The organism is Lysobacter sp. DMC104 (assembly GCF_056313665.1).
Window position 1 is genome coordinate 177813 of record NZ_JBQUZW010000007.1, and the last position, 12587, is coordinate 190399.

The 12587-nt window shown below is 69.2% G+C and carries 12 protein-coding genes; 4 read left to right on the forward strand and 8 right to left on the reverse strand.

The annotated features are described in order from the left end of the window. Positions 1-56: 56 nt before the first annotated feature. From ACT53R_RS10885 to ACT53R_RS10910, 6 genes are all read right to left on the reverse strand, one after another. Positions 57-698 carry a hypothetical protein gene (locus ACT53R_RS10885; protein ID WP_476171896.1) on the reverse strand — a complete coding sequence of 214 codons (642 nt, stop codon included), beginning with the start codon at positions 696-698 and terminating at the stop codon, positions 57-59. 9 nt (positions 699-707) lie between these two features. Continuing rightward, positions 708-2315, reverse strand: a complete 1608-nt coding sequence (locus ACT53R_RS10890; protein ID WP_476171897.1) for a carboxyl transferase domain-containing protein — start codon at positions 2313-2315, stop codon at positions 708-710. 178 nt (positions 2316-2493) lie between these two features. Next, complete coding sequence (locus ACT53R_RS10895) at positions 2494-2880, reverse strand: hypothetical protein (protein WP_476171898.1); 387 nt, start codon at positions 2878-2880, stop codon at positions 2494-2496. Between the two features lie 329 nt (positions 2881-3209). Beyond that, positions 3210-3557: a hypothetical protein gene (locus ACT53R_RS10900; protein WP_476171899.1), complete on the reverse strand. Its 348-nt coding sequence runs from the start codon at positions 3555-3557 to the stop codon at positions 3210-3212. A 213-nt stretch (positions 3558-3770) separates the two neighbouring features. Continuing rightward, positions 3771-4127 (reverse strand): hypothetical protein, encoded by a 357-nt coding sequence (locus ACT53R_RS10905; RefSeq protein WP_476171900.1) that lies wholly within the window; start codon positions 4125-4127, stop codon positions 3771-3773. A 134-nt stretch (positions 4128-4261) separates the two neighbouring features. Further along, complete coding sequence (locus ACT53R_RS10910; RefSeq protein ID WP_476171901.1) at positions 4262-5437, reverse strand: thiolase family protein; 1176 nt, start codon at positions 5435-5437, stop codon at positions 4262-4264. A gap of 191 nt (positions 5438-5628) precedes the next feature. Here ACT53R_RS10910 and ACT53R_RS10915 point away from each other — a divergent pair, with 191 nt between their 5' ends. Next, positions 5629-6318, forward strand: a complete 690-nt coding sequence (locus ACT53R_RS10915; RefSeq protein WP_476171902.1) for a hypothetical protein — start codon at positions 5629-5631, stop codon at positions 6316-6318. A gap of 58 nt (positions 6319-6376) precedes the next feature. Here the strand turns inward: ACT53R_RS10915 and ACT53R_RS10920 are convergent, their stop codons facing one another. Then, the gene (locus ACT53R_RS10920; protein WP_476171903.1) at positions 6377-8455 is read right to left on the reverse strand and encodes an oxidoreductase; all 2079 of its coding nucleotides are present in this window, start codon (positions 8453-8455) and stop codon (positions 6377-6379) included. A 315-nt stretch (positions 8456-8770) separates the two neighbouring features. Here ACT53R_RS10920 and ACT53R_RS10925 point away from each other — a divergent pair, with 315 nt between their 5' ends. The 3 genes from ACT53R_RS10925 to ACT53R_RS10935 all read left to right on the forward strand — a co-directional run bounded on the left by ACT53R_RS10925 (position 8771) and on the right by ACT53R_RS10935 (position 12085). Next, a complete protein-coding gene (locus ACT53R_RS10925; RefSeq protein ID WP_476171904.1) occupies positions 8771-11128 on the forward strand; it encodes a M4 family metallopeptidase in 2358 nt (785 codons plus the stop codon). A 169-nt stretch (positions 11129-11297) separates the two neighbouring features. Next, positions 11298-11633, forward strand: a complete 336-nt coding sequence (locus ACT53R_RS10930; RefSeq protein ID WP_476171905.1) for a hypothetical protein — start codon at positions 11298-11300, stop codon at positions 11631-11633. 23 nt (positions 11634-11656) lie between these two features. Further along, positions 11657-12085, forward strand: a complete 429-nt coding sequence (locus ACT53R_RS10935) for a DUF3592 domain-containing protein (RefSeq protein ID WP_476171906.1) — start codon at positions 11657-11659, stop codon at positions 12083-12085. Positions 12086-12110: 25 nt separating this feature from the next. Here ACT53R_RS10935 and ACT53R_RS10940 read toward each other — a convergent pair whose 3' ends face one another. Further along, on the reverse strand, positions 12111-12545 hold the full coding sequence (locus ACT53R_RS10940) for a hypothetical protein (protein WP_476171907.1): 435 nt from the start codon (positions 12543-12545) through the stop codon (positions 12111-12113). Positions 12546-12587 lie beyond the last annotated feature (42 nt).

The following is a 12587-nucleotide window of genomic DNA, read 5'->3' on the forward strand; positions in this document are numbered from 1 at the left end:
AGTTGGGCGAAAGGAAGTGGCGGGCGAAGGCGCGTCGCAGCGGCGGCGCGAGCGGGTCAGGGCGGTGCGTCGCAGGCGCGGAAGTCGCGCACCCGCGTCCAGCGCACCGACAGCGCGCGCGCGCCGGCGAGTTCGCTGTCGTCGAGCAGCAGCAGGGCTTCGTCGACGCGCGCTTCGGCCGTGGCTTCCCAGCAGGTCGCGTCCGCCAGCGCCGGCGGCGGCGTGACCGCGAGCGTGCCGTCGGGGCGATCGAGCACGAAGCGGTCGAGCAGCCGCGTCGCAGGCGTGCGCGCGGGACGTTCGGGCGACGCGCGATCAGGCAGGAACACCAGCTCCCAGCCGGGGTTGGGTTCGTAGCGCACGCGGCCGCGCAGTGTCAGGTGGCCTTGCAGCAGCAGCGCGCCGCCGATGCCCAGCGCGTCCGCGCGGTCGAGGTCGATGCGTTCGCTGCGCGGATCGAGTTCGCGATAGCCGAGGTCGTCGTCGACCGACAGCCCGCGCGCGGCGACCACGCGCAGGCCGCGCGGCAGCGTCGCATGCAACTGCTTCAGCGCCTTGCCCTCATGGCAGGCGGTCATGCCCGCATCGCCCAGACCTTCCAGCGCCTGTGCGAGGCGCGCGCAGGGCGAAGGTTCGGCGGCGAACGCCGGCCAGACAGTGAAGGCGAGACACAGGCTCAGCATCCAGCGTGCGCGCATCGGACTCTCCTACATCCGGAACACGCCGAAGCGCGCCGGTTCGATCGGGGCATTGAGCGAGGCCGACAGGCCGAGGCCGAGCACGCGGCGGGTGTCGGCGGGATCGATGATGCCGTCGTCCCAGAGCCGGGCCGTGGCGTAGTAGGGATGGCCTTGGGTTTCGTACTGGTCGCGGATCGGCGCCTTGAAGGCGTCCTCGTCCTCGGCGCTCCAGACCTTGCCGGCGGCTTCGAGGCCGTCGCGCTTCACCGTCGCCAGCACGCTGGCGGCCTGCTCGCCGCCCATCACGCTGATGCGCGCGTTCGGCCACATCCACAGGAAGCGCGCGCCGTAGGCGCGGCCGCACATCGCGTAGTTGCCGGCGCCGAAGCTGCCGCCGATCACCACGGTGAACTTCGGCACGCTGGAACACGCGACGGCCGTGACCATCTTCGCGCCGTCCTTCGCGATGCCGGCGTTCTCGTACTTGCGGCCGACCATGAAGCCGGTGATGTTCTGCAGGAACACCAGCGGGATGCCGCGCTGGTTGCACAGTTCGATGAAATGCGCGCCCTTGAGCGCGCTCTCGGCGAACAGGATGCCGTTGTTGGCGACGATGCCGACCGGATAGCCGTGCAGGTGCGCGAAGCCCGTCACCAGCGTCTTCGCGTAGCGCGCCTTGAATTCGTCGAAGTCCGAACCGTCGACGATGCGCGCGATCACCTCGCGGATGTCGAACGGCCGACGCGTGTCCTTCGGCACGATGCCGTACAGCTCTTCGGCCGGATACAGCGGCTCGGCGCTGGCGCGCGTCGCCACCGGCACGATTTTGCGGCGATTGAGGTTGCCGACCAGCGTGCGCGCGATCTGCAGCGCGTGGCGGTCGTCCTCGGCGAAATGGTCGGCCACGCCGGAGACGCTGGTGTGCACGTCGGCGCCGCCGAGCGCTTCGGCATCGACCACTTCGCCGGTCGCGGCCTTCACCAGCGGCGGACCGCCGAGGAAGATCGTGCCCTGTTCCTTCACGATGATGCTTTCGTCGCTCATCGCCGGCACGTAGGCGCCGCCGGCGGTGCAACTGCCCATCACCACCGCGATCTGCGGGATGTTCTCCGCGCTCATCCGTGCCTGGTTGTAGAAGATCCGGCCGAAGTGCTCGCGATCGGGAAACACCTCGTCCTGCAGCGGCAGGAACGCGCCGCCGGAGTCGACCAGGTAGATGCACGGCAGCTTGTTTTCCTGCGCGACCTGCTGTGCGCGCAGGTGCTTCTTCACCGTCATCGGGAAGTAGGTGCCGCCCTTCACCGTGGCGTCGTTGGCGACGATCACCACCTCGGTGCCCATCACCCGGCCGATGCCGCAGACCATGCCCGCGGCGGGTGCGGCATCGTCGTACATGCCTTCGGCCGCCAGCGGCGCGATCTCGAGGAACGGCGAGCCCGGGTCGAGCAGGGCGTCGATGCGTTCGCGCGCCAGCAGCTTGCCGCGCTCGGTGTGCTTCGCGCGTGCCTTCTCGCCGCCGCCGAGCGCGGCGCGCGCGAGACGCGATTCGAGTTCGGCGACGAGCGCCCGGTGGTAGGCCGCGTTGTCGCGGAAGTCCTGGGACTGCGGATCGAGTCGGGTGCTCAGGGCGGGCATGACGCGGCGTGGCTCGTCGACGAGGCCGACAAGAATACCCTGCGTGCGCGGATCGATCGCCGTGACGGATGGGACGGGCGCAATCGCCACCGGAACGCCTGCGCACGAAAAGACGAAGGCCCGCCGGTGGGCGGGCCTTCGCATCGCCGGGAGCCGCATGCGGTCCCGGGCGAGAACATCACTTCTTGGCTTCGGCCGCAGCGGCGTTGGCCTTGTCGGCGACCGCATCGGCCTTGTCGGCCATTTTGTTGGCAGCGTCGGCCGTCGCGTTGGCGGCGGTCGCGGCGGCATCGGCCGTCGCGGCGGCAGCAGCGTCGGCGGCAGCGTCGACCTTGGCGGCGGCTTCACCCGCGGCTTCGCCGGTCGCGGCGGCCGCGGCGTCGACGCTCTGCGTGGCGGCGTCGCCGGCAGCGGCGGCGGCTTCGGCCATCTTGTCGCCGGCCTGGTCCATCGCGGCCGAGGCTTCGGCGGCTTCGGTCTTGGCGGTATCGGTTTCGTTCTTGCAGGCGCTCAGCGAGAAGGCGAACGCGCCGGCGGCGAGCAGGACGAGCAGCTTCTGGTTCATGGGTGATCTCCGGAGGATATGGGTTGGGACGCCATCCAAGGCGACGGGGCCTGGCCACGGGCATCGGGCCGGCGGTGCTGCGATCGCGATGGGCGGCCGGATTGTAGCAACGCCCCGGGACGCAGCCGTGGCACGTGCCGAATGCCCGGTGCAGGCGGCCGAGGCAGGCGAATTGCAGGAAGAAGGCGGCGCCGGCGCCTGGCGCGTCCGGGTGGCGTCCGGCATGCCGTCGCGGCGCGCTTCGGCCATCCGGAGGCACAAAAAAAAGGAAGACCCGCCGAAGCGGGTCTTCCCGTGTCGCATTTCCAGGGACTTGCGTCCCGAGGAAATTACTTCTTCGCAGCGTCGGCAGCGGTCTTCGCAGCGTCGGCGGTCGCGGCAGCAGCGTCGGCGGCGCCGGCAGCGGCGGTCGCAGCGGCGTCGGCCGTGGCGGCAGCAGCGTCGGTGGCGGCAGCGGCGGCGTCGGCGGCCGGAGCGGCAGCGGCGTCGGCGGCCGGAGCAGCGGCGGCGTCAGCGGCCGGAGCAGCGGCGTCGGCGGCCGGAGCGGCAGCGGCGTCGGCCGGGGCGGCAGCGGCGTCGGTGGCAGCGGCGTCGGCGGCCGGAGCTTCTTCGGTCTTGTTGCAGGCCGACAGAGCGAGGACGCCGGCGGCGAGGAGGACGTAAAGCTTCTTGTTCATGCTTTTCTCCAAAGGAGTTGTCTGAAGGGATTTGCGGGTCAGGCAACGCCAGTGCGCGTGGCAGTCCGGCCAGAAGCCGGCATGTGTTCGTTCACTGACTTACGGTCGGCGCCTCTCGGCGCCATAAGGAAGCCGCTCGCAAACTGCGGCTCCCTCATTGTAGCAACCAATTCAGCGAAATGAAGCCCGGCTGAATCGGTCGGCGGGTCTCGCTTACTTCTTGGCAGCGTCCTTGGCGGCGTCGGCGGCAGCGTTCGCGGCTTCGGCAGCGTCGGCGGCCTTCTCGGCGGCGTCGGCGGCGGCTTCGCCCATCTCGGTGCTGCCGGCAGCGGCGGCTTCGGCCGACTTCTGGGCGGCGGCGTCGGCGGCGGCGGCGGCGCTTTCGGCGGCGGCCTGGGCAGCATCGGCAGCGGCGGCGTCGCCGGTGGCGGCAGCCTGGTCAGCCGACTGGCTGGCTTCGGTGGCGGCCTGGTTGGCGTCGGCGGCAGCGTCGGCAGCCTGTTCCTTGTTCGAGCAGGCGGCCAGCGTCAGGCCGATGGCGAGGGCGATCAGAGCCTTGTTCAGGGTCATGTGAGGAAGCCTCGTGTGACGGTGTTCGGTGGGTCGGAGGAAACGCCGTGGGCGTCTGGCGCTCATGATGACAAGCCCGGGCCGGGTGTCAAGCGGGCGTGGCCGGTTTTGGCCGGTTCCTCCGTTACACCCCTTTATGCGAGCTCCACCGCGATGGCGGTCGCTTCGCCGCCGCCGATGCACAGCGAAGCCACGCCGCGCTTGCCGCCGGTCGCGCGCAGCGCCGCGATCAGGGTCACCACCAGGCGTGCACCGCTCGCGCCGATGGGATGTCCGAGCGCACACGCACCGCCGCGCACGTTGAGTTTTTCGTGCGCGATGCCGAGGTCCTTCATCGGCGCCATCGCGACGCATGCGAACGCTTCGTTGACTTCGAACAGATCGACGTCTTCCACGCGCCAGCCCGCTTTTTCAAGCACATTCGAGATCGCCTTCACCGGCGCGGTGGTGAACCATTCCGGCGCCTGCGCGTGCGTCGCATGCGCGACGATGCGCGCGAGCGGTTGCAGCCCGCGACGCTGCGCTTCGTCGGACGACATCACGATCGTCGCTGCGGCGCCGTCGGAGATCTTCGACGACGACGCGGCGGTGAGCACGCCGTCCTTGCCGAACGCGGCGCGCAGCGTCGGGATCTTCGCGACGTCGATCTTGCCGGGCTCCTCGTCGGTGTCGACCACCGATTCGCCCTTCCTCGTCACCACTGTAACCGGGGTGATTTCGTCCCGGAAGGCGCCCTCGGCGATGGCCTGCTTGGCCCGTTCGGCGCTGGCGGCCGAGAACGCGTCGACCGCCGCGCGGTCGAAGCCGTAGCTGGCGCAGGTGGCGTCGCCGAAGACGCCCATCGCCTGCTTGTCGTACGGGTTGGTCAGGCCGTCCCACGCCATGTGGTCGAGCAGCTCGCCGCTGCCGTAGCGGATGCCGGTGCGCGAGCCGTTGAGCAGGTGCGGGGCGTTGGTCATCGACTCCATGCCGCCGGCGACGACGACCGAGGCCGAGCCGGCCTTGACCAGGTCATGGGCCAGCATGATCGCCTTCATGCCCGAGCCGCACACCTTATTGATAGTGGTGCACCCGGCCGAGGTCGGGATCTTCGCGGCCAGCGCGGCCTGGCGGGCCGGGGCCTGGCCGAGGCCGGCGGGCAGCACGCAGCCCATGATCACTTCGTCGACCTGGTCGGCGGCGAGGCCGGCCTGCCCGAGGGCGCCGGCGATGGCGGCCGCGCCGAGGGTGGGGGTGGGAACGCCGGTGAACTGGCCGAGGAAAGACCCGATGGCGGTGCGCTTGGCACCGACGATGACGATGTCGGACATGGGTGAGGCTCCGTGGCGGTCGCGCAGCCCCGCTGCGCGGAAGAAGGGGGCCGGCCGCAGGGCGGGCCGGAGGCCGCCCGGATTATGCGACTCGTGCTGCACTGCCGCAAATGCGGCGTTAGGACAAGGCGTCCGCCCTGCCGCGGCTGGCCCATACTCTGCAGTCGATCGGGAAGCTGGGAGGGGCGTCCGTGGATTTGATATCGGCGTTCAAGAGCGAACTGTTCCGGCCGTTGACGACGATCGTCGTTCCCGGCGGTTTTGCCGTTGGGCCCTGGTTGTTGGCGGCGATGGGAAGGGATTTTGAGCTTGCCCAGGCCGCGAAGGACTTTCCCGGGGCTTCCGTGCCCATCTGCCTTGCCGCGATCATTGCTGCGGGTTTCGTTCTGGAAAATGTGGGGGCCAGAATTGAGCATGTCTGGGACAGGCGACTCCAGAAAAAGACAAAGACGCACGATGAAAAATGGAATGAGTACCTGCAACTGGAGACCAAGGACGAACTCATTGGCCAGCGGTACCTGCAAACCATCGTCGTCCGGATGAAATTCGAGCTAGCGTTCGGCCCCGCCCTCGTTATCTGCGCGCTGGGCATGCTCGATTACAACCTAGTCTCTCGCGAATGGTCGTGGTTCTCGTTCTGGTGCGTCTTCTGTGCGACGTTGTCTCTCGCCGCATATCTCATCTGGGAGTCGTGGGGTAGTGCGCAGATCGCGGCGAGCGCGCGCGACAACGTGCTTGCGGGCGCCAAAGCCATGTATCACCGGCGCCGCCAGCCATCTGGAGCGGGCGGCGGACAGACGGGCGCCGCTCCGGCGGACGTTCAGGGTGGCGCCCGGGCCGAGGAGCTGCCGCCTGCCGGAGGGACGCTTCCCGCGGGATAACAGGTGACGGTGGCGAGGCATCTGCCGAGGCTCGTCCCGCATCGCCGTCGTCCACACTTCACTGTCTGGTGAGATCGTCTTCGCGCGGGGTGTGGAAGTGGCGCTTGAACGGCACCTCGCCTTCGGGCGGGGCGCCGAGTTCGCGGGCGTAGCGATGGCCGGCGTAGACGGCGTGCGCGATCAGGCCCGGCGCCAGCGCGTCGCCGATGCAGCGCACGTCGCGGACGCCGGCGTCGGCCCAGTCGGTCTGGCGGGCGAGGAGGGCGTGATGCAGCGCGTCGTCGGGGAGGCGCGAGGTGACGACGACCACCGACGCGCACGGCAGGACGCGTTCGCGTTCATTCCACACATGGCGCAGGCGCAGCGCACCGGGTGCGAAATCGACGACTTCGTGCGCGGTCACCGGTTCGATGCCGAGTTCGGCCATGCGCCACTGGATGTGGCGGTAATCGAGCGTGTTCGCGCTCCACGAGGCGATGGTGTCGTCGGGCGTGACGTGGAAGACCTCGCGGCCGGCCTTGCGCAGCAGTTCGGCCAGCACGCTGCCGAGGTAGTAGCCGTCGTCGTCGTAGATCGCGACCGGGCCTTCGGGCAGGGTGCCGTCCATGAGGTCGTCCGGCGTGAACACTGCGGGATGGTCGACGAAGCCCGGGATCGCTTCGCCGTGCGTGCGGCCGTAGCCGTCGCGACGCCAGCGCGCGCCGGTCGCGATGACCACGTGCTCCGCGCCGAAGTCGAGCACGTCCTGCGCGGTCAGCGGCGAGTCGAGGTACATCGCCACGTTGTTCATGCGCCGGATCTGCCCGAGGCGCCAGTCGCGCACGCGCGCCCACTCGGCGAGCCCGGGCAGGCGCGCCTCGCGGGTGACGCGGCCGCCGAGTTCGCGACGCGCGTCGGCGAGGTGCACTTCGCAGCCGCGCTGGCCGAGCGCGCGCGCGGCTTCCAGCCCGGCGGGGCCGCCGCCGATCACCAGCACCTTCGTGGTCGATGGCGCCGGCGCGATTCGCTCCGGATGCCAGCCCTTGCGCCACTCTTCGCCCATCGTCGGGTTCTGGGTGCAGCGGATCGGGGTGATCGTCATGTCGCCGCTGACACAGAGGTTGCAGCCGATGCATTCGCGGATGTCGTCGATCCGGCCTTCCTCGATCTTCTTCGGCAGGAACGGGTCCGCGATCGACGGCCGCGCGGCGCCGATGATGTCGATCACGCCGCGGCGGATCTGCGAGACCATCGTGTCGGGCGAGGTGAAGCGGCCGACGCCGACCACGGGCTTCGTCGTCGCTTTCTTCACGAAGTCGATGAAGGGTTCCTGCGCGCCTTCGCGTGCGAAGCGCGAAGGCACCGAATCGTTGTACCAGGCAGCGACGTTGACGTCCCACAGGTCGGGCAGTTCGGCCAGCATGCCGACGATGTCCTGCGCTTCCGCGCGCTCGATGCCGCCGGGGCCGAGCAGTTCCTCGGTCGCGAAGCGCAGCGCCACGCCGCAGCGATGGCCGACGGCGTCCTTCGTGTCTTCCAGCACTTCGCGCAGCAGGCGCACGCGGTTTTCCAGCGAACCGCCGTATTCGTCGGTGCGATGGTTGCGGCGGCGCTGCAGGAAATGCATCGCCAGCGACAGGTCGTGGCCGGCGTAGACGTAGATGATGTCCATGCCGGCGCGCATGCCGCGCAGCGCGGCCTCGCGATGCCAGCGCCGGTAGTTCGCGATGTCCTGCTTGTCCATCGCGCGTGCCTGCGACGGGTAACCGTATTTCGAGGGCTGGTGCGACGGCGCGATCAGCACCTCGCGCGAGTAGAGATTCGATGCCGTCGGGCCGTTGTGGGTGAGCTCCACCGCGGCGAGCGCACCGTGCGCATGGACCTTGTCGCACATCAGCGCGAGTGCGGGGATGTCGCGGTCGTCCCACAGCCGCGCCTCGACGTAGGGCGAGACGTCGCCGGACGGGTGGATCTCGCATTCCTCGGTCGCGATCACCGCCCAGCCGCCTTCGGCCTTCATCTCGCGCATCGCCGCATGCGCCAGCGGCATGCCATGGCCCATGCCGTTGCAGTGCGGCACCTGGAAGAAGCGGTTCTTCGCAGTGACCGGGCCGATGCGGACGGGCGTGAAGAGGATGTCGTGGCGAGGGTCGCGCATGGGGCGGGTCCGGGCGAGGGTCGGCGCATTGTGCACGCGGCCACCGCGGGGACGCACGCCCGATCAGGGACATGCACGTGGCCGGCGACCGGTGCGACCGCTCATCGGGGGAGTTTTCCTGCTCGTTCGTGCGCGATTGACGGCGTCAATTCCGGCTGACTACGCTTGCCACGCGACCACGTTCCAACGTGGTCGCCTCTGCCACGGAACGGGCGGTGCCGTGCCCGGCCGTGAATGCGCCGCGAGGGGACGTCGCCGCAGGGAGCCGGGCCGCAGCCGCGGCCCATCCGCACTCAATCAAGGGAGAGATTGACCGTGATTCGTACACCCCGTTTGACCGCGCTTGCGCTCGCGAGCGCGTCGGCCCTGTGCGTCCTCGGCGCCCAGGCCGCCACCCGCACCGACCTGCACGCCGCCGACACCGACGGCATCGCCCAGCGCAACGCGGCGCTCGCCAAGGCCGCCACCGCCGACACCGTCCACGCCCGCCACGAGCGCGCGCTCGGCCTCGACGCCGATTCGCGGCTCGTCCTGCTCGACCGCAAGTCGACGCTCGGCGTCCGCAACCATCGCTACCAGCAGACCTTCCGCGGCATTCCCGTGTTCGGCGAGCAGATCGTCGTGTCCGAAGACACCTCTGGTCACGTGCGCACGCTGTTCGGGCAGAAGCTCGACGGCCTCGCCGCGCAGATCCCGGCCGGCAAGCCACGTCTCGCCGCGAGCCGCGCGCTGTCGATCGCCAAGAGTGCAGGTCTGGGCAATCGCGTCGGCTTCATGCGCACCCGTGACGAGACCGCGCCGCTGATGATCCACGTCGACGACACCGGCCGCGCGCGCAAGGCGTACGTCGTGACCTACTTCGCCGACAGCGCCCGCGGCGGTTCCCCGATGCGGCCGACGGTGATCGTCGATGCCGAGACCGGCCGCGTGCTGAAGCAGTGGAACAACCTGCAGACCGCGCTCATCGGCACCGGCCCCGGCGGCAACGCCAAGATCGGCCAGTACGAGTACGGCACCAACTACGGTTACATGGACGTCGCGCAGTCGGGCAGCACCTGCACGATGAACAACGCGAACGTGAAGACCGTGAACCTCAACCACGGCACGTCCGGCAGCACGGCCTTCGCCTACACCTGCCCGCGCAACACGGTGAAGGTGATCAACGGCGCGTACTCGCCGCTCAACGACGCGCACTACTTCGGCAGCGTCGTCTACAACATGTACAACGCGTACATCGGCAAGCCGCCGCTGACGTTCCAGCTGACGATGCGCGTGCACTACAGCACGAACTACGAGAACGCGTTCTGGGACGGCTCGTCGATGACCTTCGGCGACGGCTACACCACATTCTACCCGCTGGTCAGCCTCGACGTGGCCTCGCACGAGGTCTCGCACGGTTTCACCTCGCAGAACTCGAACCTGACCTACTCGGGCCAGTCGGGCGGCATCAACGAGGCGTACTCCGACATCGCCGGCGAAGCCGCCGAGTACTACATGCGCGGCAGCAACGACTTCAAGGTCGGCTACGACATCTTCAAGGGCAGCGGCGCGCTGCGTTACATGTACAACCCGCCGCTCGACGGTCGCTCGATCGACAACACGGCGAACTACTACGACGGGCTGGACGTGCACTACAGCTCGGGCGTGTACAACAAGGCGTTCTACCTGCTGGCGACGAAGCCGGGCTGGAACACGCAGAAGGCATTCCAGGCGTTCGCACGCGCGAACGACCTGTACTGGACCGCGAGCACGAACTTCAACCAGGGCGTGTGCGGCGTGCAGACCGCGGCGCAGGACTATGGCTACAGCGTCGCCGACGTGACCGCCGCGTTCGCGTCGGTGGGCGCCAACTGCAACGGCGTGACCAAGGTGTTCGAGCAGACCGACGTCAGTGGCAAGGTCACGATCGCCGTGTTCGAACGCTATGCCGATACCGCGGCTGCGCATTACACCGATTTCGCGGTGACGGTGCCGGCGGACTACGTCGTGATCGGCGGCGGCGCGGAAGGCAAGGAAGCCCCGCAGGGCAACCTGCTGACGGCGTCGTATCCGAACAGCGGCCTCACCGCGTGGCTGGCGTCGAGCAAGGACCACAAGAACAGTGATCCCGTCCGCCTGCGTGCCTGGGCGATCGGCCTGAAGGTGTCCGGCCTCACCGCGGCGCAGGTCCGCAGCTACGTCAACGTCACCACCGCGACCAGCGCGCTGGCGGCGCATCCGGACGTGACCGCGACGCTGCCTGCCGGCTACGCGCTCGTCGGCGGCGGCATCAAGGTGAACTGGACCGGCGCGGGCAATCTCGCCACCGCGTCCGCGCCGTCGGGCGCCAGCGGCTGGCGTGTGCGCTCGAAGGATCAGGTCGATTCGTCGCCGGCTACGGCCACGGCGTACGCGATCGGGTTCCCGACCAGCATCGCCGGCATCGGCACGTTCGCGTCGACGGTGAACTCGGCGCTCTCGGGTGTCGCCCAGCATCCGACCACCACCGCCACGCTGGCCAGTGGCTATGCGCTGACCGGCTGCGGTGCGTACACCAACTGGACCACCCAGGGCAGCCTGCTGTGGAAGATCAAGCCGCAGAGCCCGGGTGCGTGCAACGTGGCGTCGAAGGACCACGTCAACGCCGAAGCGACCTCGATCTACGGTTACGCCATCGGCCTGCGCGGGTTCTGATCGATCCACCAACGCATCGATGCATTGATGCATGAGTCGCTCCCGCCCGGTCCGCCGGGCGGGAGTCCCGCTTGCCTTGTCCAGGCATGCGCGGCACGCTGTCGATCCCCGTCATCCGATGCCGGATCGCATGCGCGACTCGAATCCTTACCGATCTCCCGAATCGCGGGTGGCGGCGCCCGACGACGGCAATTTCGACGCCGTCATCGCGGGCCAGAAGCTCGTCATCTTGGCGGCGCAGGTGTATTTCCTGTCCGCGGCCGCACGCATGTTCGTCGGTGCGTTTGCCTTCATCGGTGCCTTCGTCGCCTTGGTGCTCGCGCTGTTCGGCATCGTCCGGCTGGGCGGAGGCATGGGCGACTCGACCGCGACCAGGACGCTGTGCGTCGTGCTGATGTTCATCCCGATCGTGGGTCTGATCGTGTTGCTGGTGCTGAATTCGCGCGCCACCAACCGCCTGCGCGCGGCGGGGTATCGCGTGGGCTTCCTGGGGGTCGACCGCTGAATTCGCTGTCGGTTCCGCTGCTGATGGCCTCTGCGATCACCGCCGTGCTGGCGGGTGTGCATGCGTGGCGTGCCGCGATCGAACGTGCCTCGCGCCACTGGCCGACGGTCGAAGGCCAGGTCGTGGACGCGCATTTCGGCGAGACCGAAGGGTACGAGGATGGGGACGAGGGCACGACCTGGTCGGCCCATCTGCGCTACCAGTACTTCGTGAAAGGGCAACGCTACCTGTCGAGTCGTTTCACCTGGCGATCGACACGCGGCCTGCCACAGAAGGAAGCCTATGGATTGCTGCAGGGACTGCATCGTGGCACGGCGGTGACCGTGCATTACGACCCGCGGCGCCCGGATCGGGCCGTCGTGTTTCCCGGCGTCGACGGGCAGGGCGGTTGGTACCCCCGCAGCCTGATCGCGGTCTCCGTCGCCCTGTTGATCGCGGCGTTCGCGGGCTGACGAATCCGCCCGGAAACCCGCGGCGTCAGCGCCCCAGCCAGAGCGCGACGACGACGGCGATCGCGTACCAGGCCAGATCCGCCGGCTGGGTCGCCAGCGACAGCAGCGTGCGCACGAGATCCGGGCCGATGCGCTGCAGCGATTCGGTCATCGGCAGGCCCATGGGCCCGCCCATCTGCGCGGCGGCGATGCACCAGTTCGCGATGGCGACGGTGACGAGAGTCGCGACGAGGTTCACCAGCGCGCGCGGCATGCCGGGGGCAGCGCGACCGATGCGCAGCAGCAGTGCGAGGTCCGCGGCGGCGAGCACGGCCATCCACGCGCACTGGCGGTCGACGATCACCGCGACGAGGGTCCAGACCGCGGCCATGCCGAGGACACCGAGCACGGCGAACATGGCCGGGGCGAAGATGCGGCCCTGCGGTGCGCCGGGAGCGGGAGAGGGGAGTGGGGACGACATCCGCCAAGGGTAGCGGAGCGGGCCGTCGCTGGCGATGACCGT